General features: G+C 62.9%; 20 protein-coding genes. 4 read left to right on the top strand and 16 right to left on the bottom strand.

Going from position 1 to position 22153, the window contains the following annotated elements; all coding sequences use genetic code 11:
* Positions 1–5: 5 nt before the first annotated feature.
* Genes HX839_RS19230 through HX839_RS19210 form a run of 5 tightly spaced genes read right to left on the bottom strand, consistent with a single transcriptional unit; the run spans position 6 to position 5044 of the window.
* On the bottom strand, positions 6–1448 hold the full coding sequence (locus tag HX839_RS19230; protein ID WP_008433656.1) for an efflux transporter outer membrane subunit: 1443 nt from the start codon (positions 1446–1448) through the stop codon (positions 6–8).
* On the bottom strand, positions 1445–2335 hold the full coding sequence (locus HX839_RS19225) for an efflux RND transporter periplasmic adaptor subunit (RefSeq protein ID WP_003218191.1): 891 nt from the start codon (positions 2333–2335) through the stop codon (positions 1445–1447). Before HX839_RS19225 ends, HX839_RS19230 begins: the two co-directional genes overlap by 4 nt.
* Positions 2332–2541: a DUF1656 domain-containing protein gene (locus HX839_RS19220; RefSeq protein ID WP_003218193.1), complete on the bottom strand. Its 210-nt coding sequence runs from the start codon at positions 2539–2541 to the stop codon at positions 2332–2334. The genes HX839_RS19225 and HX839_RS19220 overlap by 4 nt, the downstream gene beginning before the upstream one ends.
* Positions 2538–4616, bottom strand: coding sequence for an FUSC family protein (locus HX839_RS19215; protein ID WP_102367858.1), 2079 nt, complete (start codon positions 4614–4616; stop codon positions 2538–2540). Before HX839_RS19215 ends, HX839_RS19220 begins: the two co-directional genes overlap by 4 nt.
* Positions 4613–5044, bottom strand: a complete 432-nt coding sequence (locus HX839_RS19210) for a MarR family winged helix-turn-helix transcriptional regulator (RefSeq protein WP_008433651.1) — start codon at positions 5042–5044, stop codon at positions 4613–4615. The genes HX839_RS19215 and HX839_RS19210 overlap by 4 nt, the downstream gene beginning before the upstream one ends.
* 260 nt (positions 5045–5304) lie before the next feature.
* Here HX839_RS19210 and HX839_RS19205 point away from each other — a divergent pair, with 260 nt between their 5' ends.
* Together HX839_RS19205 and HX839_RS19200 are read left to right on the top strand one after the other, a co-directional pair.
* Positions 5305–5583, top strand: a complete 279-nt coding sequence (locus HX839_RS19205) for a hypothetical protein (RefSeq protein WP_003218199.1) — start codon at positions 5305–5307, stop codon at positions 5581–5583.
* A complete protein-coding gene (locus HX839_RS19200; RefSeq protein WP_177027844.1) occupies positions 5580–5873 on the top strand; it encodes a type II toxin-antitoxin system RelE/ParE family toxin in 294 nt (97 codons plus the stop codon). Before HX839_RS19205 ends, HX839_RS19200 begins: the two co-directional genes overlap by 4 nt.
* Before the next feature lie 4 nt (positions 5874–5877).
* Here the strand turns inward: HX839_RS19200 and HX839_RS19195 are convergent, their stop codons facing one another.
* Both HX839_RS19195 and HX839_RS19190 read right to left on the bottom strand, forming a co-directional pair.
* Positions 5878–6123, bottom strand: coding sequence for a DUF2789 domain-containing protein (locus HX839_RS19195; protein WP_003218203.1), 246 nt, complete (start codon positions 6121–6123; stop codon positions 5878–5880).
* Between the two features lie 75 nt (positions 6124–6198).
* Positions 6199–7794 carry a glycosyltransferase family 39 protein gene (locus HX839_RS19190; RefSeq protein ID WP_177067551.1) on the bottom strand — a complete coding sequence of 532 codons (1596 nt, stop codon included), beginning with the start codon at positions 7792–7794 and terminating at the stop codon, positions 6199–6201.
* 222 nt (positions 7795–8016) lie between these two features.
* Between HX839_RS19190 and HX839_RS19185 the strand changes: the two genes are divergently transcribed.
* Both HX839_RS19185 and HX839_RS19180 read left to right on the top strand, forming a co-directional pair.
* Positions 8017–10179 (top strand): outer membrane assembly lipoprotein YfiO, encoded by a 2163-nt coding sequence (locus HX839_RS19185; RefSeq protein WP_177067550.1) that lies wholly within the window; start codon positions 8017–8019, stop codon positions 10177–10179.
* 3 nt (positions 10180–10182) lie between these two features.
* Positions 10183–10887, top strand: coding sequence for a DUF3142 domain-containing protein (locus HX839_RS19180; protein ID WP_008433644.1), 705 nt, complete (start codon positions 10183–10185; stop codon positions 10885–10887).
* Between the two features lie 62 nt (positions 10888–10949).
* On the opposite strand, the gene HX839_RS19175 is transcribed toward HX839_RS19180, so the two are convergent.
* The 9 genes from HX839_RS19175 to HX839_RS19135 form a co-directional block, all read right to left on the bottom strand.
* Entirely contained in the window at positions 10950–13403 is a 2454-nt protein-coding gene (locus HX839_RS19175; RefSeq protein ID WP_177067549.1) for a TonB-dependent siderophore receptor, read from the bottom strand.
* 93 nt (positions 13404–13496) lie between these two features.
* Complete coding sequence (locus HX839_RS19170) at positions 13497–14453, bottom strand: FecR domain-containing protein (protein WP_003218213.1); 957 nt, start codon at positions 14451–14453, stop codon at positions 13497–13499.
* On the bottom strand, positions 14450–14959 hold the full coding sequence (locus tag HX839_RS19165; protein ID WP_177067548.1) for a sigma-70 family RNA polymerase sigma factor: 510 nt from the start codon (positions 14957–14959) through the stop codon (positions 14450–14452). The genes HX839_RS19170 and HX839_RS19165 overlap by 4 nt, the downstream gene beginning before the upstream one ends.
* A 73-nt stretch (positions 14960–15032) precedes the next feature.
* The gene (locus HX839_RS19160) at positions 15033–16475 is read right to left on the bottom strand and encodes an efflux transporter outer membrane subunit (protein ID WP_177067547.1); all 1443 of its coding nucleotides are present in this window, start codon (positions 16473–16475) and stop codon (positions 15033–15035) included.
* Positions 16472–17530 carry an HlyD family secretion protein gene (locus HX839_RS19155; protein ID WP_177067546.1) on the bottom strand — a complete coding sequence of 353 codons (1059 nt, stop codon included), beginning with the start codon at positions 17528–17530 and terminating at the stop codon, positions 16472–16474. Before HX839_RS19155 ends, HX839_RS19160 begins: the two co-directional genes overlap by 4 nt.
* Positions 17531–17556: 26 nt before the next feature.
* Positions 17557–19092, bottom strand: a complete 1536-nt coding sequence (locus tag HX839_RS19150; protein WP_087693599.1) for an MFS transporter — start codon at positions 19090–19092, stop codon at positions 17557–17559.
* A 229-nt stretch (positions 19093–19321) separates the two neighbouring features.
* The gene (locus tag HX839_RS19145) at positions 19322–20242 is read right to left on the bottom strand and encodes a LysR family transcriptional regulator (RefSeq protein WP_003218223.1); all 921 of its coding nucleotides are present in this window, start codon (positions 20240–20242) and stop codon (positions 19322–19324) included.
* A gap of 198 nt (positions 20243–20440) precedes the next feature.
* Positions 20441–21289, bottom strand: coding sequence for an ABC transporter permease (locus tag HX839_RS19140; RefSeq protein WP_177067545.1), 849 nt, complete (start codon positions 21287–21289; stop codon positions 20441–20443).
* Between the two features lie 12 nt (positions 21290–21301).
* Entirely contained in the window at positions 21302–22153 is an 852-nt protein-coding gene (locus tag HX839_RS19135; RefSeq protein ID WP_008433632.1) for an ABC transporter ATP-binding protein, read from the bottom strand.

Genomic DNA, 22153 nt, shown 5'->3' with positions numbered 1-22153 from the left:
TCAGCTCAGGGTTTGCTGGCTTGTGTGGCTTGCGTTCGTCCACTTTCCCAGCCGCCGCCCAGGGCCAGGAACAAATCGATCTGGCTCATGGCAACCTGGGTGTTCGCCGCGGCCAGTTGCGCCCGCACGTCGGTGTAGGTGCGGGTAGCTTGCAGGTCGGCCAGGAACGACGCGCGGCCGGCCTGGAAGAACCGGTGCGTCTGCTCCGCCGCCTCTTTGGCCGACGCGCCGGCATCCGCCAGGGCATCGCGGCGTTGCAGTTGCGCGGTGTATTGCGCCAGGCCCGTCTGGGTTTCACGGATAGCGTTGAGCACCACCCCGTCGAAGTGCGCCAGGGCGCCCTGGGTCGCGGCTTCGGCTTCGTGGATGCGGGCGCGGGCGCCGTTGGTCGGCAGCGTCCAGCTGATCAGCGGGCCAAAGCCCCAACGGTTGGTGGCCGGCGTGCCGAGGTCATCCAGGATGCCGACGGTGCCCACGGTGGCGCCGATACTGATGTCCGGGTACAGCGCGCCGGTGGCCACACCGATGCGCGCGGTGGCCGCCGCCAGTTGGCGTTCGGCCTGGCGCACGTCAGGGCGGCGCTTGAGCAGCGTGGCGCCATCGCCCACCGGCAACAACTGCGCGATGTGCGGCAGCTCGGCGCATTGGGCAGTGCCGGCCGGCAGTTGATCCAGCGGCCTGGCCAGCAACATCGACAGGCGGAACAGCCCGGCCTGGCGCAGTGCTTCATAGCGCGGCATTTCGGCGCGCAAGGATTTGTATTGGGTTTGCGAACGGGTGACCTGGGTTTCATCACCGCGCCCGGCATCCCGCAGGCGCTGGGTCAGGTGCGTGCTCTGGGCTTGCAGGTCGAGGGACTCGTTGGCGATCGCCAGCTCTTCGTTGGCCGCACACACCTGGGTGTAGGAGCGCACCACGTCCGCCACCAGGGTGATACGGGCGATATCAGACGCCGCCTGGGCCGCATCGGCAGTGGCCTGGGAGCTTTCAATGCCACGCTGCAAGGTGCCGAACAAATCGAATTGATAGGAAGTGCTGATACTGGCACTGCCGATATTCGCCACCGGGACTTTTTCCGTCAGCAAATAGGCCTCACCCGATTCTTGCAGGCGCTGGGCTTCGGCCTTGGCCCCGGCACTCCAGCCGCCGGCCGATTCGGCTTGCTGCACCTGATAGCGCGAGCGCTGCAAGTTGGCCGCAGCCACCCGCAGGTCGGTGTTGGAGGCCATGGCCTGCTCCACCAGCTTATCCAGGCGCGGGTCCTGGTAAAGCTTCCACCAGTCCGCCGGTACCGGCGCCGACACCACATTGCTGCCCTCCCCGGCCAACTGGCCCTGAAGGTCACCGCGGTTCACGGCCGCCTTGTCCGGCAGTTTGTAATCGGGCCCCACCACTTGGCAGGCCGACAGCAACAACCCCAGCCCGGCGGTTGCTAAAAGCCGTTTCATGGCTTGTTCTCCGACTTGGGTTGGTCGTCGATGATCGACACGGTGGCGGTGCGCCCGGCAATCATGCGGAAGTCTGCCGGCACATCGTCAAACGCAATGCGCACCGGAATCCGCTGGGCCAGGCGCACCCAGCTGAACGCCGGGTTGACGTTCGGTAGCAGGTTGGAGCCGCTGGTGCGGTCACGGTCTTCGATACCGGCGACGATGCTCTGCACATGCCCGCGCAGGCGAGCGTTGTCGCCGATCACGCGGATGTCGACGCTCTGGCCGACGTGAATGCCGTCGAGCTTGGTCTCTTCAAAGTAGCCGTCGATGTGGAACGAGTTGCTGTCCACCACCGACAACACCGGACGCCCGGCGGTCACGAACTCCTGGTTACGCGGCGCACGGTCGTTGATGTAGCCGTCCACGGGGCTGCGGATCACCGAGCGGTCCAGGTTGAGTTGCGCGGCATCCACCGCCACTTGCGACTCGGCCAGGGCCGATTGGGCACGGGCGACGCGGGACTGGCTTTCTTCCAGTTGCTCGCTGGCCACCAGGTTGCCGAGGCCACGGTTACGCTTGTTCTCGCGCACGGCCTGGGCCAGGGTTTCCTGACGGTCGGCCACGGCGGCCTGGGCCTGGCGCAGGGCCAGCTTGAAACGGTCCTGGTCGACGGAGAACAGCACCTGGCCGCGCACCACCAACTGGTTATCGCGCACGTCCACTTGCTGGATCAGCCCGGACACGTCCGGGGCGATCTGCACGATGTCGGCACGGATGTGGCCGTCACGGGTCCACGGCGCGAACATGTAGTACATCACCATGCGCCACACCACGACGCAGGCGAAGGTCACCACCAGTAACGTCAGGACTACACGGCCAATGGTCAAAAAAGGTTTTTTCATGTCATGAGGTATCGACTGAGTGAATCCACTGCGCCCAGCAACAGAGCGTAGAGACCCACATTGAACAATGCCCGGTGCCAGACCAGGCGATAGAAGTGGACGCGGGTCAACAGCCCGTGCACCACCAGGTACAACACATACGTTATGCCCATCAGCACCAGCAACGTGGGCAGGAACACCCCGCTGATATCCAGATCACCGATCATAAAGGCGCTCCATCGGGTAACGGCGCTTCCATCTCTGTGCCGCCAAGAAATTCCACGCCGGGCAACAGCGCCAGGCGCAAGCCGCTGAGGGCGTGCAACAAATGCAGGCGGGTTTCGTCCTCGCCTTGCAGTCCCTGGCCGTTGAGGGCGCGGCGGGTACGGTCGAGGGTCATCAGCAGACCGCTGGGGGCCGGCAGACGTTCACCGGCCTTGAGGCAGGCCTTGAAGTAACCGCCGACGCCTTCCACCACCTGGTTCAACAACACCCGCGGCACCCCGAGGATGCGCGGCGAGTACGCCAGCAGGTCCAGCAGGTTCAGCGCCACCCGCACTTCCCGCAGGGCGATGCCGGTGTCCTGGCCGGTCATGGCCAGGCGCGGCAGGTGTTGCATCAGGCGGTCGAGCATTTGCACGCCCATCTTGCGGTGTTCGGCCAGGGTCGCAGGCTCGGTCAGGGTGACGATGTCGCGCCAGCTGAAACGGGTCAGGCGCTTGGCCGCAAGCTCAGCGCCGAACGGCCGGGCAATCAGGGTCCAGACAAAGGCGAACAACAGGCCCACCGGGCCCGCCAGGTTGGAGTTGGCAAAGGCCAGGAAGTCCGCGTCGTAGGCACCCTGGATGCTGATGAACGACGAGGTGTTGACCAGCGTCAGCAGCATGCCGAGGTAGAAACGCGGCTGTACCGTCAGCGTGCCGATGCAGATAAAGGGCACCGAAAACGCCAGCACCAGCATCGGGAAATCGTGCAGGTTGGGCAGCACCAGAAACAGGTAGAGGCTGGCGAACAGCACCGACATCGCGGTCCAGAAAAAGAACCGGTAGATCTGCGGCGCCGGGTCGTCCATCGAGGCGAAGAAGCTGCAGGCCACCGCCGCGAGGATCACCGCGCTGCCACCGTCGGTCCAGCCCAGGAGGATCCACAACACCGAGGCGACGATGATCGCGGTGACGGTGGAAAACGCCGAGTAGAACATCAGGCCACGGTCGAGGAATGGCGTCAGCCGGCCCAGGCGCCAGTGGCGGTAAACTGCGCGCCAGCTGTCCTGGCTTTCGCACTGGATGGCGGCTTGCAGGCTGCGGCAGTCTTGCCACAGATCCACCCACTCGCCCAGGCGATACAGGGCGTTGGAGAACAGCAACTGATGGCGGTCATCCAGGGCGTCGGCATCGGGTTGCAGGGCTTCGATCTGGTCACGCAGGACACGCCAGCGTTCGAGGGGCGCATCCTTTTGCGTGCTGGCCAGCCACTCGTTGGCGGCGGTCAGCAGCGGCGTGAAGCGCTCGAGCAATTCCGGCGCGCGGTGTTCCAGGGCGTACACAGCGTCGTCCAGTGCGTCGATCACCGGCAGCAGGTGGATCATCCGCCCGCGCAGCTCCTTTGTATTGCGCACCGTTTGCGGCCGGGAGCCCTCGTGGGGCAGTTGGCCGATCATCAATTCCAGGGTGTTGAAGGTAGCGACCATGCCGCCGCGCAGGGTGCTGATTTCCTCGGGTTGCACGTTGCGGCTGAGGAAGCGCTGGCTGTAGACCTGGGCGTCGGCAAACCACTTGCTCACCGAGTCATCGAACACCGGCGCCAGGCGTCGCGGCCAGAACATCGCCCCCACCACCGCCGCCACGGCGATGCCGAGGAAGATCTCTTCGGTCCGCGCTTCGGCCACATCCCACACCGCCAGCGGGTTATCCACCACCGGCAGGGCGATCAGCGGCAAGGTGTAGCCGGCCAGCATCAGCGCATAGCTGTTGGCGGTGCGCAGGTGCAGGGACAGGAACAGCAGAATCCCGGTCCACAGCGCGATCACCACCACCAGCAAGTAAGGCGTCTGCACAAACATCGGCACAAAAAACACCGCTGCGGCCGCCCCCATGAAGGTACCGACCGCCCGGTACAGCGCCTTGGAGCTGGTAGGGCCGACAAACGGGCTGGACACGATATACACCGTGGCCATCGCCCAATACGGACGCGGCATTTGCATCAGCATGGCGATGTACAACGCGATCATTGAAGCGGCGAATGTCCTTACGCCATAGAACCAATCCCTGGCCGGCGGCATGCCGGTAAAAAATCCGTTCAAGAACTCACAACCATGGGATGTTGATTGGCACCTTCGAAGGCCCGCAGTACACGCAAAGCAGCTTCCAGGTCATCGGGGTCGATTGTCGCCAGCACCTCGCGGCGCAGGCGCACCAGTTGCTGTTCCACTGCCTGCACCAGCTCGCGGCCACGCGCGGTGAGGCTCAAGGCCTTGGCGCGGCGGTCGTGGATGTCTTCGGTGCGGCACACATAGCCAGAACTGCACAGCTGATCCAACAGGCGCACCAGGGACGGGCTTTCCATCCCGGCGGCCTGGGCCACCTTGACCTGATGCACACCGTCGCCGAGGCGGCCGATCATCAGCAGCGGCACGGCGCAGGCTTCGGAGATGCCATAGCTGACGAGCGTGGTCTGGCAGATTTTGCGCCAGGTCCTGGCACCTACCACCATGCTGCTGCTGATGTTCATCTGGAGTTGTTCGAGGGTCTGGGACACTGGATTATTCGCATACAGTTAGTTTGCTAACTATCAATATGGTCGATGGATCCAATGCAGTCAAGTTTTGATACAAATTTGCGGATGGGTGGATGGCCCGTGGGCTAAGTAAAGCTGGTTTGGGGAAAGGTGTTTCGCCGTCAGCAACCGTCAGTCGCCTCACTCAGCTCACATGCGTCGTCAGGTATGCACGTTGTATATACTTCGTACATACCAATCTAGAGCATTCACTTATGTCAAAACTAGCCGTTTTCACCTTGAAGCTTGAGTCGGAACTACGCGACCAATTCATGGCCGAGTGCGAGGCTACCCACCGTCCTGCATCGCAAATCGTGCGAGATATGATGCGTCAGTTTGTCCAGGCCCAGCAGGAATCACGGGAGTACGACGCGTTCTTGCAGCGTAAAGTAGACGCCTCTCGCGCCTCGATACAGGCAGGCAGAGAGATTTCCAATGAGGATTTGGAAGCTGAGTTTTCTGCGAAACGTGCTCACGTAGATAATCAGGAATGAGGGTTGCCTGGACGCCGGAAGCGGCGCAGGACCGTAGGGATATCTGGGACTTTTTATTTGAGAAAAACCCACAAGCCGCAGCCGATATGGATCGACGCTTCAGCAGTGCAGTGCTGGGGCTGGCAAAACACCCAGAAATCGGCCCACTCGGCAGGATCACAGGCACACGCGAAGTCATTCCTCATCCAAGCTACCGCCTTGCTTACCAACTTGAGCCCGACGTAGAAAGGGTCGTGGCGCTTGTGCACACCGCTCGCCAATGGCCACCAGAGAAAGCAACCGCCTCTTGACGGCTTAGACTCCTCGCCCCTCTCTCAACCGCAAATTCAACTCATCCACCACCTCCGCCCAATCCGCGTCCTCCAGAATCTCTTCACGCAAAAACGCCCGCTGGGCCGGCGTCCAGAAAAACGCTTCCGCCAGATGCAATTCGGGCTTGAGTGGGGAGTGGACCGCGATGAACCGCTCGATGCTGACCGGGTCATCGGGCAAACCGAGCTGTTTGAACAACGATGGCAAGTTGTGGACTGGGGATTCCATGAGGCGTTCCTGGAGAGAGGGTTCACCTGAGTCTAGCGCCCCAGGCGAACATAAACCTCTCAGGTGTTGCGCGGATTAATCGCAGCCCTCACGGTGCACGCCCGCTGGCGCGTTACACAGCACGAACAGCCGGGCCCGCGCGCCGCCGCCGTCCTGCTGGCTGAGCTGACGCCATCCGGCCGGCAACGGGGCAAACTCATCCGGCGGCTCCGCGGCGCTGATCAGCCATACACGCTGGATCTCGGCGGGTAACGCCGACAAGCGATCAAGGTAGATGCGCCCGCCATCCTGGTCCACCAGGGTGCCAAAACCATAGGCATTAGGCCGGGTGGACTTGCCGGCGGCGGTCGGCGGTGTGAAAAGCTGCAACTGGGCGTCGGTCTCGTCGTAATAGACGTAGGGCAGGTACCACAGCATGTCGCTGATGACGATGCGGTCATCTTCCTGGTAGTTGCGATTGACGAACTCCACCACCACGTTGAACTGATCATGCTCATCGACGGTGGAGTTGGTCTTCACGCCCACCAGCTCGACCCCGACAAACAACACGAAGACTGCCGCTGCTGCGAGCGGCAAGCGCGACGACAGACGGTCGACGGCCAACGCCACGATGATCGGCAAACTCATTGCGTAGGCGGTGAGATAACGCTCGATAAACACCGGGGAAATAAACGAAACCCCATAGACCAGCAACACTGGCAGCATGAAAAAAAGCCCCAGCAGCCAGCCAAAGCGAAAGCGGCTTTGATCGCGCCAGGCAGTCACACCGACCAGCGCCATCAGCAATAACGGAAACACCACAAAGAGCGGTCGCCACAAGTGGTCGCCCGGGTCCTGAATGAGGAACTGCCACACCATCGACGGCACGGAATACAGGTTGACCGGGTCTTCCCAGCCAATATCACCGCCCACCTTGAGTTCTTCGGTGTGCTGCACCAGGCCCAGCAGATTCGGGAGCCAGGGCAAGTACAGCAACACAATGGCAACGTTGGCCACCCACCAGCCCGCACGCGTGACCAGGCGCAGGCCGCCGGCCCGTGGCTGGCGCAGCAACAGCAGCCATGACCAATGCACCAGCACGCACAACGCGGTGAAATAGTGGGTGTAGAAGGCTGCCGTCATCAACAGCGCATAGGCCACCAGATAGCGCTTGCGCTCAGGCTGGCGGACCCAATACACCAAGGCCAGGGTGGCGGCCAGCAGCCACACGCCCAGCAGCGAATACATCCGCACTTCCTGGCTGTAGCGCACTGCCGTGGGCAGCAACGCCAACAGAATCCCGGCCAGCACCGCCGCGCGACGGGTCGCGATCAGTCGTGTCAGCCAGATTCCCAGGCCGACTGCGACCACACCGGGGATCGCACTCATGCTGCGCAGGGAGAAAATGCTGTCGCCGAACACCTCGATCCAGCCGCGCAGCATGAAGAAATACAGCGGCGGATGAACGTCATGTGCGGCGTGAAACCACAGGTCTTCCAGGGAATACTCGGCGAGCAGCAGGCTTGAACCTTCATCGCCCCAGATGGCGGAGGCGGTCAGGCCATAGAAACGCACGGCCATGGCCAACGCCACCAGCGGTACCCACCACAACCGAGCCAGCCAGCCGGCATTCTCCCAAAGGCCAGGATTGAGCACGGGCAATGCCCCGGCCTTGTTGTCTTGTTCCGCCACAGAGCGTCGCACCTCTACTTCCTCACCCACTACTGAACCTGCGCTTGCGCGAACACCCGCCACTCTAGGTCAAAAGGCCTTGATTCGCCCGCTGTTTTGCATGGATTTGACCAACCATCCGCCAATCGGACAAATCTGAATTTTGCGCAGGACGTCTCCGACGCTTTCATCGGATCACGCTATGATTGCTGCCTTCCATGGATTCAGGATCAAGGACATTTCATGCGCATCGGTCTTCTGTCACCCCTGGCACTGGCATTGCTCGCCACCCTTCCCCTCCAGGCCCACGCCAGCGGCGATGACTCTTGCTACCCGGATTGGCGGGTGTCGCGCAACAGCCTGGACGTGTGCAGCAACCTGCCCTTCCTGAGCCCCGGCAATGACAGCCGGGTCAACCTGCGGCTGTTGCTGGCGGACAAAAACGTCATGCCGCTGGCGCCGAATGCCTTGGGCGAGCAGGACGTGTCCGAAGGATTTGGCCCGGTGCCCTTTCCGGTGTATCGGCTTATGCCGGCTGCGGATGAGCCCGACAACAAACCCGACGACTCGCGCACCGCCGAACTGGATGCACTGCTCAGCCCGCTGGGCATCACCCGCGACGACGCCAAGACCGCCGGTGAAGCCTTCCTTTCCGGCGAAGGCAGCCGCTGCCGCAGCAACGCCGATGACAGTGCCGCCGCGTTTATCAGCCAGGTGGTGAAGGCCGATGTACCGCAGGCCGAGCGCCAGTTACTGGCCAAGCTGCGGCTGCAGATGCTCGGCAGTTGTTCCTCGGACGGCGTAGCGGCAGGCGAGGCCGACCAAATCAAATCGGCAGACGGCCAGGCATTGCTCACCTATCTGAAAGCCGCCGGGGACTTTTACAGCGGACGCTTCAGCGATGCGCAAAAAGGTTTTGCCGGGCTGACGAGCAGCTCGCTGCCCTGGCTGAAGGAAACAGCGCTGTACATGACCGCCCGCACCGCGCTGAACGACGCCCAGCAAAATGCCTTCGATGAATACGGCACACCGTCGCTTGAGCATGTGGATAAGTCTGCCCTGCAACGGGCCGAAAGCGCTTTCAACGACTACCTGAAAACTTATCCACAGGGCGAATACGCCGCCTCCGCCCGTGGCCTGCTGCGCCGGGTGCACTGGCTGGCGCCCAACCCCGACAAACTGGCGGACGACTTTGCCTGGCAACTGACCCAGGCCACCGATGCCCAGCGCAACGTGTCGCTGGATGAACTGGTGCAGGAAGCCGACACCAAGCTGCTGACCAGCACCACGGCACCTGTGGGCAACCCGCTGATCCTGGCCCTCAACGACCTGATGTGGATGCGTGCCGGTGAGCCGCCGAAGCTCACGCGTGAAGCGCTCGATGCACAAAAAGCGGTGTTCGCGCAGGAGCCCGCGCTGTATGCCTACGTGCAGGCGGCGTTTGCCCTGAACGTCGAGCATCAGCCCGACCGTACCTTGAAGCTGCTGCCGCAAGACGTGCCGTCGAATCTCGACTACTTCGCTTTCAGCCAACAGACCCTGCGTGGCCTCGCGCTGGAAGCCAAGGAAGACTGGAAAGCCGCCGAAGCGCTGTGGCTGCAACTGCTGCCGCTGACCAAGCAACCGTTGCAACGTGACCAGCTGGAGCTGGCATTGGCGATGAACTACGAACGCAGCGGCCAGCTGGCCAAGGTATTCGCCGCCGATTCGCCGATCAGTGCCAAGCAGGTGCGCTATATCCTGCTGCGCAACGTCGCCGGTCCCGACCTGCTGCGCCAACAGCTTGCCCATGCCGAAGACCCGGTAGAGCGCCAGACTGCGCAATTCACGCTGCTCTATAAAGACCTGCTGCGCGGCCAGTTCGAGACCTTTGCCGAGGACCTCAAGCAACTGCCCGCCTCGGTTCCCGATGACAAGCTCGGCACCAGCCTGGGCTACGTCTACAGCGGCGGCCAGTCGTTGAGACTGTTCCAGTGGAACGGTGACAAGGCCGAGTCCGGCTACACCTGCCCGAGCATCGCGCAAATCGCTAGTACCTTGCAGGCCGATCCGAAAAACCCGCAGGGCCTGAACTGCCTGGGGGAATTCGTCCTGCGTAACGGCCTGGACGGCATGCCCCTGGAACAAGCGCGCTCCGCCGGCAGCCTGGGCAGCACTGCCTCGCCCTTCAAGGGTGAAACCTTCTCGCGACTGGAGGGCTACAAGCGGGTGATCGGCAATCCCAAGGCACCGCGAAACGACAAGGCCTACGCGCTGTTTCGTGCCATCAACTGCTACGGACCTTCGGGCTACAACAGTTGCGGTGGCGAGGACGTCGACAAGAACGTGCGCAAAGGCTGGTTCCGCCAGTTGAAAACCGGGTTCGCCGACACCCAGTGGGGCAAGTCGCTGCAGTACTACTGGTAAGCCGTGAAGCGCTTCTGGCTGGCCCTGCTCCTGCTGGCAAGCCCGGCCTTCGGTGCGGTGGACGCCCGCGACCATGACGCGTTCTGGCTGTGGAGCGGCGTCGCGCCGCAGCCGGTGCTCAAGCAGGCGAAAACCCTGTACATCCTCCAGGGCCAGATCAACTCGACCCGCCGCGCGCCCCGGCGTGGCGTGCAATTCATCGCCCAGGGCATGAGCGTGCCGCGCATCACCCAGGGTGAAATCTGGGTGGTGTACCGCGCCCACACCCTGCACTGGCCCGAGTCGGTCTACAGCCAGATGCTCGGCCAGGTGCAACGCTGGCGGGATGCGGGCAACCCGGTGGTGGGCATCCAGATCGACTTCGATGCGCGCACGCAATACCTCGACGAATACGCGGATTTCCTGCGCGACCTGCGCCAACGCTTGCCCAAGGATCTACGCCTGAGCATCACCGGGCTGATGGACTGGAGCAGCAACGCCGACCCGGCCGCCATCGCACAACTCAAGGGCGTGATTGATGAAGTGGTGGTGCAGACCTACCAGGGCCGCCACAGCATCCCGGACTACGCGGCGTATCTGCCACGCATGAACCGGTTGGGGGTGCCGTTCAAGATTGGGTTGATTCAGGGTGGGGCATGGGAGGAGCCGGGGTATTTGAAGGGGAGTGAGTGGTTTCGCGGGTATGTGGTGTTTTTGCAGAATCCCTGAGTGCCCACGGTCCTTGGACTGTGGGCACTCAGGGCTACAAAAAGCCCGCGAATGACCGGTATCTACCAGTCATAAGTCAAGCTCGACACCACCGTGCGCCCTTCCCCGTAGTAACAATCCAGGTCACTGGTGCATTGCGACACGTAGGTCTTGTTGGTGAGGTTCTGCACGTTCATTGCCAGCTTCACGCCTTTGAGCTTGAACGCCGAGCGGCCCAGGTCGTAGCTCAGGCTGGCGTCGTAGACGGTATAGGACGGAATGCTGAACGCCCCTGCGTAGTAATCACCAAAGCTGCTGCGAACGTAACGCGCGCCCAAGCCTGCGCCAACACCGGCCAGGGGTGTGTCGCCAAGGACGGTGTAGTTGACCCAGACCGAAGCGGTAAGCGGCGCAATGCCGGCCGGATGCCGGCCCTGACGACCGTCGTTGTCCTTGGTGTACTTGATGTCATTGCGCGCCGCTGACGCGACCACGTCCCAGGCATCGCTGAGGGACGCCTTGGCTTCCAGCTCCACGCCACGTGAGCGCATGGCACCGCTCTGGGTGCTGAAGGTGGTGTCTACCGGGTTGGTGGTCAGCACGTTTTTCTGATCCAGTTGATAGACCGAAACCTGCACAAAACTCTTCTGGCCCGGCGGCTGGTATTTCAGGCCGACTTCGTACTGGTTGCCGGTAGAAGGATCGAACGGTTTGCCGCTGATATCGGTGCCCGACAGCGGCAGGAAGGATTCGGAGTAGCTGATAAACGGCGCCAGGCCATTATCGAACAGGTACACCAGACCGGCCCGGCCGGTGAACGCCTGGTCTTTGCTGCTGGTGCGGGTGTCGGCCAGTGGCTCCTTGTTGACCACGTTGGCCCAGTCGTAGCGCCCGCCAAGGACCAGCGCCCACTTGTCCAATTTGATCTGGTCCTGCACGTACAAGCCGGTCTGGGTCACGGTGCGGTCCCAGCGATAAGGCTGGCCGAAATTCAGCCGCTGGCCATAGACCGGCTTGAACAGGTCGATCACCGGCGGATTACGGTCGTACAGGCCGTGGAATTGCGAGTTGAAGTGGTAGTAATCCAGGCCAACGATCAACGTGTGGGACAGTGCGCCGGTGTCGAACTCCGCTTGGGCGATGCTATCCACACCGAATACTTTGTTGTGCTGCGACCAGTCCACGCCGAAGCGCTGCAGGTAGCGTTGGTCTTGCACGCCGGTTACCGGGTTGGGCACAAATCTGTAGCCGTGCAACGGTGCGGTGTAGCGATCGTCCACTTCGGCGTAGCGAGCGTTTTGCTTGAGGGTCCAGGTGTCGTTCAGGCGATGGGACACCTCATAGCCCAACACGTACTGCTCGCGGTTGTACTGGTTGACGCCTGGCTCACCGATGAACACATCACGCTTGATCTTGCCGTTGGGGTTGTCCCAGATCGTCCCGGACGCGGGCAAACCCTGGGCCTCGGGCACGCCTTTGTCTTTCTGGTACTGGGCGAACACGGTCAGGCGCGTGTCGTCGTTGGGCTGCCAGGTCAGGCTGGGGGCGATGAATTGGCGTTTGTTCTCGACGTAGTTGATCTCGCCCTGCTCGTCCTTGGCCAGGCCAGTGAGGCGATAGAGAAACTGGCCTTGTTCATCCAGTGGACCACTGAGGTCGATGGCGGCGCTTTTGTGTTCGTAGGTGCCGGCTTCCAGCACCACTTGATGCACCGGGGTTTCGCTGGGGCGCTTGCTGACCATATTGACGATGCCGCCCGGCTGGTTCTGCCCGTATAACACCGAGGCCGGGCCCTTGAGCACTTCGATGCGTTCCAGAGAGTACGGCTCGATCTGCAATGCCCCGCCGGTGCTGCCGCCGCCATAAGGCAAGTGCAAACCATCCAGATACAGCGGCGTAGGCGAGAAGCCGCGAGAGGTGGGTTCATCGAACAGTTTGACGCGGTCGGAAAAGCCGCCGGCGGTCATGCCCGGCGTATAAAGCAGCGCCTGGGTGACGCTTTGGGCGCCGCGCGCCTTGATCTCGGCGGCGGTGATGACGTTGATGGTCTGGGGGATTTCCACCAGCGCCGAATCGGTCTTGCTGCCGGTGGCGCTGCGCTTGGCAACGATGCCGTCGACAGCGCCCCAGGCCGTTTCCTGATCCTGTTGGCCACTGATCTGCGTCGCTCCGAGTTGCAGCGCACCGTTCGCCGGCAGCGCCTGCAACGACCAGCCGCCCTGGGATTGCACCGCGACCAACCCGCTGCCGGCCAACAACCGTTCCAACCCTGGCCCGGTGGCGTAGCGGCCCTGCAAGCCGGCGCTGCGCTTGCCTTGGGTCAGCGAGGCGTCCACCGACAACAGGATTCCCGAGGCGCTGGCGAACTGGTTCAAGGCCTGGTCGAGGTTGCCTGCGGGAATGTTGTATTGGCGCAGGGCTTCAGCACTCTCCTGGGCCTGGACCACGCTCGGCACCACAGGCGCCGTCGCCAGCAGACTGACAAACAGGCCACGGCGCAGGGCGCGGGCCAGGGGTTGGATTGGGTGGTGCGACATTGCAGGGCTCCCCGTGAGAACGCTTCTTGATTGGCTTTCAAGAGGTATCCCGGACGGGGTTGGAAAACCGACAAGCCGCAGGCAAAAAATTTTTTAGCCCCGCGCCTTGATCGTGACCCAATAGCGCGTCACCGCCTGTACCTGCACCGGCAACGAACGCTCAAGCGCGTGGAGAATCGCGTCGGTGTCATTCAGCGGAAACACGCCGGTCAACAGCAAGCCGGCCACTGCCGCATCGCAGCGCAACAGCCCCGGGCGATAACGGCTCAACTCGGCAACGAACTGCCCCAGCGGCTGGCGCTCGGCGATCAAGCGGTTCTCGGTCCAACTGCTGGCATTGGCATCCACCGGCACCCGCGTCGAAGTCCGGCTGGCGCTGAACCACAGGCTGTCCCCGGCATTCATCTGCACCGCCGCACCGCGCACCGGACGTACCTGCACACGTCCTTCATACAGGTCGACGCGGCTGCCATCGTCCACTTCACGCACGGCAAACCGGGTGCCCAGGGCCTGCACATCTCCGGCCGGGGTTTCGACGATCAATGGCCGGGACGGATCGTGGCCGCTGGTCAGCAGGATCTCGCCGCGTATCAGGCGGATACGCCGCTCACTGGCGCTGAAGCGCAAGTCGACCGCGCTGTTGCTGTTGAGGTCCAGGCGCGTGCCATCGCTCAAGGTCAGGTGGCGAATCTCGCCGGTGGCGGTGCGGTATTCGGCAAACGCCGCCTGCCAGGGCTGGCTGCTTTGCACCAGATAGCCGCTGCCACCGGCCACCAGCAACAGCCCGAGCAGTTTCAAGGCGGCGCGGCGTTGGGTGTCCGGTGTATCGCGTAACACCGCACGGGCACTGTCGACAGGCACACCGCCGAGGGTTTGCTGTAACTGCTGCAAGCGCTTCCAGGCGCGCCGGTGTTCCGGATCGGCCTCCTGCCAGCGCGCGAAGGCCTGGCGCTGATCGCCGTCCATCTCGCCGCCCCATTGCAGCATCAACCACTCGCTGGCCTGCTCGACAATGGCCGGGGCAATCGGCGCTTCGTGCCGGGTTCTCATTCTTCGTAGACGACCTGGTAGCAGGCGAGAATCGCCCGGGTCATGTAGTTCTGCACCGAGCTGACAGTGACCTCCAGGCGCTCGGCAATCTGTGCGTAGCTCAGCCCTTCGAACTGCGACAACAGAAATGCGCGGCGCACGTTGTCGGGCATGCGGTCGAGCATGGCGTCGATCTGCATCAGGGTTTCGAGGATCAGTGCGCGGGTTTCCAGGGACGGGGATTCGGGCTCCGGCAGGTGGGCAATGCTTTCCAGGTAGGCACGCTCGATGCGCAGGCGTCGCCATTGATCAATCACCAGGTTGCGGGCGATCTGCGTCAGGTAGCTGCGGCTTTCCTTGTCACCGGGAAAGCGCCCCGATACCAGTAAGCGCAGGAAGGTGTCCTGCGCCACATCGGCGGCGTGTTCGCGATCCCCCAGGCGTTTGCGCAGCCAGCCTTGCAGCCAGCCATGATGGTCGCGATACAGGAGATGAAGCTGTTGCCGGCCGTCAGTCGCGGTGTCCATGAAAAGCTCGGATACGTTATTGAGAGCAATTATCATTACACCTTGTTGCGTGGCTGGCAAAGTTCTTTGTCATTCAGCGTCCGGCGGTCTGCAACGGGTACACCGATTCCCAGCCCCCGCCCAATGCCTTGTACAACCCGACCATGGCCAGGGACACGCCGGTGGAGCTTTCCACCCACTGCTCCTGGGTCGCCAGCAACGCACTTTGCACGGTCAGTACGTTGACGAAATCCACCACGCCTTCGACGTATTGATGCTGCGCGGTGCTGAGGGCGATCTGGTTCTGCCGCACGGCTTCGGCGAGGCTGTCGCGCCGCAGTTGGCTGGCGTTGTAGCGGGTCAGTTGATCGTCGATTTCATGCCAGGCCCGCAGCACGGTCTGCTGGTAGGCCAGGGCCGCCTCCTGTTGCTGGGCTTCGCGCAGATCGAGCATGCCTTGCAACCGGCCACCGTTGAAAATCGGCAAGCTCAGTTGCGGGCCGAAGGCGAATGCACGCGAACTCCACGAGCCGAAATCCGCCAGCTGCAACGCCTGGGAGCCCACGCTGCCAGACAGGGTGATGCGCGGGTAGAAGTCGCCCTTGGCCACACCAATGGAGGCGGTGGCCGCATGCAAGCGAGCTTCGGCCTGGCGGATATCCGGGCGGCGCTCGGCCAGTTGCGACGGCAGGCCGATGGCGACCTGGCGTTGGGTTTGCGGCACCGCAGCGTCCTTGGACAGCTCGGCGTACAAGGCTTGTGGCGGTTCGCCCATCAGCAGGCTCAGGGCGTTGATCAACTGGTCCTGGCGTTGCTGCAAATCCGGCAGGCGCGCCTCGATGGCGGCCACTTGAGCAGCGGCTTCGGCTACGTCCAGGTCAGTGGCGACACCGTCGGCCAGGCGCAGTTGCGAGAGCTTCAGGCTGTGGCGCGCCACCTCGAGGTTTTGCTCGGTGACGGCGCGGGTGTTTTGCACGCCGCGCAGCTGGATGTAGTCCTGGGCGGTTTCCGCCAGCACCGACAACAGCACCGCACGGCGGTCGTTTTCGGCGACTTGCAGAGTGGCGTCGGCGGCTTCGGTTTCGCGTTTTACCCGGCCCCAGAAGTCCAGTTCCCAGGCGGCGGAGAAACCCATGTCCCACTGGTTGAACGCCGAGCGGCCGTTCTTGCCCGAGGCATCGCTCAAGCCATCGGCGCTGTTGCGCTGACGCAGGTAATCGCCGGTGGCGTTGACGGTCGGGTAGCGCTCGGCGGTGATCACCTGGCGCGCCGCGCGGCTTTGTTGCAGGCGGCTGCTGGCGAGTTTCAGGTCAAGGTTATCGGTCAGCGCGCGATGGGTAAGCGCGGTGAGCTGCGCGTCGTGGAACACTTCCCACCAGCGCTCTTCCAGCGGATCGTTGACCGCGTGGCTGGCGGCTTGCCGGCCATGGGGCTCGGTCCATTGGCCGACGGGATTCTGCGGGCGCAGGAAGTCCGGGCCGACGGTGCAGGCACTCAGGGTGAGCAGGCTCAAGGTTAACCAGGCAAGGCGTCTCATTGCTGCGCCACCTCACGTTGCTGGGCGGCGGCGTGGGTGTCGACGCTGGCTTCCACCGACATGCCGACCCGCAGGCGCTCGGTCAACGCCTGGCCGGGCTCCAGGATGATTTTTACCGGAATACGCTGCACCACCTTGGTGAAGTTGCCGGTGGCGTTGTCGGGTTTGACCGAGGCAAATGTCACGCCGGTAGCTGGCGCCAGGCTTTCGAGGTGGCCCTTGAGCACTTCGCCGTCGAGGCTGTCGACCTGCACGTCCACCGTTTGGCCAGCGTGCATGTGGGACAACTGGGTCTCCTGGAAGTTGGCCACCACGTAGGCCTCGGCCAGCGGTACCACGGCGAGGATCTTGCTGCCCGGCGTCACATAGGCGCCGACCCGCACCGCGCGCTCGCCGACCATGCCGTCCACCGGCGCGACGATGCGGGTGTACGACAGCTGATAGCTGGCCATTTCCAGTGCGGCCTGGGCACGTTTCAGGCCGCCCTCTGCCGCATCACGCTGGGCGCTGAGGATTTCCACCTGCTTGCGTTCAGCGGCCAGCACCGCCGTGGCATTCGCCAGGCGTGCGGTGGCCTGGTCAATACGCGTCTTGGCTTGCTGGGCGTTCTGTACGGTGCCGGCGCCTACACCCGCGAGGTGGTTGTAGCGGTTCAGTTCGTGTTCGGCAAACGCCACTTCGGCGCGATCCGCCGCCACAGTCGCCTGGGCCTGGGCGATCACCGAGCTTTGGCGCTCCAGGGTTGCCGTGGCATTTTTCAGCTGCGCCTGGGCCACCAGCGTATCGGCATCGGCCGCCTGGGCAGCGGCGCGGAAGTCACGGTCATCAATCAGCGCCAGCAACTGCCCGGCCTTGACCCGCTGGTTGTCTTCCACCAGCACTTCCTTGATGAAGCCGGCCACACGCGGCGCCACCAGGGTGTAGTCAGCGGCGACGAAGGCGTCGTTGGTGCTCTGGCGTTTGCTGCCGAACACACCCGGCGCCAGCAGGTAAACCAGCACACCGACGGCAAACACGGTGATGACGGTTACAGCGATTTTGTCTTTGCGTTTCATAACAATCCCTTTGGCTCAGTGAGCAATCAAGTCGGCGCGCGGGGCGGATAAATCCGCGTCGGCATCCAGAAAATCAGCAGGATCAACGCCGCCGCGACACCGGCCATGACGTAGTAGAGATCCGAAGAGGTGAGCACCACGGCCTGCTCGTGCAGCCGATGGGCAAGGCCGGCGGCATCGCTGTCGGCCAGGGGCGAGTTGCCCAGGCTGTCCACCAGCATGGTCGAGTGGAAATGCAGGCGGTGTGTGGTCAGGGCATCGAGCACGCCGGTGGCGACCACGGCAGCCAGGCCTTTCACGGTGTTGAACCACGCCGAGGCGAAAGGCCCGTCCTGGGGCGTGATGCTGCCGGTGGAGAGCATCAGCAGCGGCAACACCGCCATCGGTTGCCCGAAGATTTGCAGCAGTTGCAGCACGTAGAAATCATCGCGAATCCATGCCGACGTGAGTTGCGCCCCGCCCACGCAGGACAGGATCAACATGCTCAAGCCAATGCCCAATACCCAGCGGCAATCGACCCAGCGCAAGTTGCACAACGCCGCCACCAACGGCAGTGCGATCAACTGCGGCAGCGCCATGATCAGCATCACCGGTGCAGTTTGCAGCGGGCGGTAGCCTTGGACCTGGGCCAGGTAGCTGGACGGAATGATCGTCACCGCCAGCAGCACGATCAGCACCCCGGCGAGCACAATCAGCGCGAACGACAGGTTGCGTAGCCCAAGCATCTGCAACTTGAAAAACGGCATCGGGTGCGACCACTCGTTGATCATGAACAGCACCAGCAACACCAGGCCGCCGATCAACAATGAGGTAATCAGCGGCGACTCGAACCAGTCCAGCCGATTGCCCTGCAACAGGCCGATCACCAGCATGCAGATCGCCGGGAAGCCCAACAGCAAGCCGCGCCAGTTGAACTGCTTGAAGCGCTCCAGGCGCAGCGGGTCCTGGGGCAAGCCGTAGGCCACGGCCGCCATCGCCAGCAGGCACGGCCCGACAATCTGCCAGAACGCCCATTGCCAGCCGACGTATTCGGTCCACATGGCCGCCAGCGGTGTGCCGAGGCTGGGGCCGAAAGTGGCCGTGAGGGCATAGCCGGCCAGGCCGTACAGCTTGACGTTGGCCGGCAGGAACCGCAGGGCCACGGTCATCAGCATCGGCGGCAAGGCGCCACCGGCCAGGCCTTGCACGGTGCGCAGGATCAGCAGGCTTTCGTAGTTCGGTGCGAACGGGCACAGCACGCCAAGTATGGTGAACAGGCCGATGGCGCAGAGGGTGAAACGGCGCAGAGAGAACGTCACCGAACACCAGGGTGCAAAGGCCATCGCCGAGACAGAGGTGGCGGTATAGGCAGCCACCAGCCAGGTGCCTTCGTCGAAGCCGATGTACATCGCACCGCGAATATCGGCGAGAGCAACTTTGGTCACCATCTCGTTGAGGCCGGACACCAGTACCGCGAGCAATACGCCCACCAGGCCGATGATGATGCGCGGGCCGAAAACGGGCGGGGTAATGGCGGTCGGTTTGGCTGCGGCCAGGGGTGCGGGAGCAGCGAGGGACGTCATGAACTACAACTCGGAATAGGAAATACCCGAGCAGTTTAATAAGGCTTAGACATGACAAAAAGTGACTTATAGGAAGCTTATAAGTGCACCAGACGCAATGATCAAAATGTAGGCGATCTCTGTGGGAGCCGGGCTTGCCCGCGATTGCATCACCTCGCTATGCCTGAAAAACCGTGTCGCCCGCATCGCAGGCAAGCCAGCTCCCACATTGGCCGAGCTCACTTGCGACTCACGTTGGCTGCGCTTCCTTCCACGTCGCCTCGCAGCATTCACGCATGGTCTCGCGCAGCCATCTATGGGCCGGGTCCTTGTCGAAACGCGGGTGCCAGGCTTGGGTCAGCACCAGGGTCGGCAGGGAAATTGGCAGGGTGAAGGCTCGCAACGGCAGCTTCAGGCGATTGGCGCTGTAGAGCGCTTCCTTGGGCACCGGCAGGATCAGGTCGGAGTCCGGCAGCATGAACATCGCGCCGTGAAACCCCGGGGCGATCATCGCGACTCGGCGTTCCAGGCCCTGGGCGTTCAGGGCGGTGTCGATGGGCCCCCGGGCAATGCCGCGGCGGGAGATGCTGATATGCGAATAGCTGGCAAACCGTTCGGCGGTGATTTCTCCATCGAACAACGGGTGCCCTTCCCGTGCCAGGCCGACGAAGGTGGTGGTGAACAGGTTCTGCACCTTCACTTCCGGAGTGATCGGCATGGTGTTGCCCACCCGCAGGTCGAGACGGCCTTCACGCAGGGCCTCGTCATCGGTGTCGCCTTCCGGCACGAAGCGCAGTTCGCACAGCGGTGCCATGCGTTCCATGGTGTCGAACAGCCGACCGCCATACACTCCGACAAAAAAGTCATTGGCCCTCACGCTGAAGCGCCGGCGCAGGGTGCGCAGGTCCACTTCGTCCGCCGAGCGGAACAGCAGCGCCGCCTGCTCCACCACGCTGCGCACCTGGCCTTGTAGCTCCAGGGCCTTGGGCGTCGGTACCAGGCCGCGACCGGCGCGCACCAGGATCGGATCGCCCACTGCCTCGCGGATGCGCGTGAGGGTGCGACTCATGGCGGCCGGGCTCAGGTTCATCCGCCGCGCGGCGCCTACCACACTGCCCTCGTCCAGCAAGGCGTCGAGGGCGACCAGCAGGTTCATGTCCGGTAATTGCATGCCAAGCACTCGTGATGGGTTGGGAGTGAACTTGGCGCAATCGTAGCAGACTGTGGTGAGGGAGCTTGCTCCCGCTGGGCTGCGAAGCAGCCCCAAAATTTGCAATCGAGACTTTTCTGAAAGAACGCGGTGATGTTATTGGGGCCGCTTCGCGGCCCCGCGGGAGCAAGCTCCCTCGCCACAGGGTTGGTGTTTCAGTCAGCGTTGCATGCCCCAGCGCTTCACGGTGACCCGCTCCAGGGTGTCGAACACCAGGTTCTCCACCAGCAGCCCGATCAGGATCACCACCGCCAGGCCGGCAAACACTTTGTCGGTGTACAGCTCGTTGCGGTTCTGGAAGATGTACCAACCCAAACCGCCTTTGCCGCTGGTAGCACCGAACACCAATTCGGCAGCGATCAGCGTGCGCCAGGCGAACGCCCAACCGATTTTCAGCCCGGCGAGAATCGACGGCAGCGCAGCCGGGATCAGGATGAACAACACGAAGCGCATACCCTTGAGGCCATAATTTCGACCGGCCATGCGCAGGGTTTCGGAGACGCCGAGGAACCCTGAATAGGTGTTGAGCGCCAGCGCCCACAACACTGAATGCACCAGCACGAAGATCAGGCTGTTCTGCCCCAGGCCAAACCACAACAGCGCCAGCGGCAGCAGGGCAATCGCCGGCAACGGGTTGAACATCGAGGTCAGGGTGCTCAGCAGGTCACGCCCCAGTTGGGTCGACACCGCAAGCGTGGTCAGGGCAAACGCCAGCACAATGCCGATCAGGTAACCCTTGATCAGCACCACCAGCGAGATGCTGACCTTGCTCAACAACTCGCCACTGGCCATGCCGTCGTAGAACGCGCTCAGTGTCTGCAGGAGGCTCGGCAGCAGCAGGTCATTGTTCTGATAACGGGCAGCCGCTTCCCAGAGGATCGCAAGCACGATCAGGATCAGGCTTTTACGCAGCCAGCCTTGTTGCCACAGGCGCTGGCGCCACGGCAACTCGCGCTCTACGCGTACACCGGGCAACGGTTCGAGAGTGATTTCATATTCCTGGCGCATGGTGCAAACCCTTCAATAAGCGATGCGGATATCGGCGAAACCCAGTTCGGTTTCCACCTCGGGCGCCTCATCAAACAACAGCCGATGAATGCGCCGCGCCGAAGCCTGGAACTCCACACCGCCGAGGCTGTGCAGGTCGTATTGATGGCTGTGGATTTCCGCCCGCACCCGCCCCGGGTGCGGCGACAGCAACAGGATGCGGTTGCCCACCACCAGCGCTTCCTCGATGGAGTGGGTGACGAACAGCAGGGTGAAACGCACCTCTTCCCAGAGCAGCAATAGTTCTTCCTGCATCTTGCGCCGGGTCAGGGCGTCGAGGGCGGCGAAGGGTTCATCCATCAGCAGGATTTTCGGCTGCATGGCCAACGCCCGGGCGATTGCCACGCGGGCTTTCATGCCGCCGGACAGGGTGTGCGGGTAGGCATCGGCAAAGGCCGTAAGGCCGACTTTTTCCAGGTAGTACAGCGCCCGCTCTTCGGCCTCGCGACGCTTGAGGGTTTTGGACGCCAGCAGCGGGAACATGACGTTCTGCTTGACGGTTTTCCACGGCGGCAGTTGGTCGAACTCCTGGAACACCACGATACGGTCCGGCCCTGGCTGCTCGACTTTTTGCCCGAGCAGACGGATCTCGCCTTCACACGGCTTGATAAAGCCGGCGATGGATTTCAACAGTGTGGATTTGCCGCAGCCCGAAGGCCCCAGCAATACAAAGCGGTCTGCCGGATCGATCGCGAAGCTGACCTGGTGAGTGGCCCGCACCACCCGTTCGGGCGTGCGGTATTCAAGGCTGACTTTATCCACCGAAAGCAGTGCTTCGGTGGTGGTCGGGTTGCTGGCCGTGTGGCCTTGCAAGGGCGCGTTCAT

The organism is Pseudomonas sp. I8001, from assembly GCF_013385345.1.
Lineage (GTDB): Bacteria > Pseudomonadota > Gammaproteobacteria > Pseudomonadales > Pseudomonadaceae > Aquipseudomonas.
The sequence above is the reverse complement of the archived record's forward strand: the minus strand, read 5'-3'. Positions and strand labels throughout refer to the sequence as shown.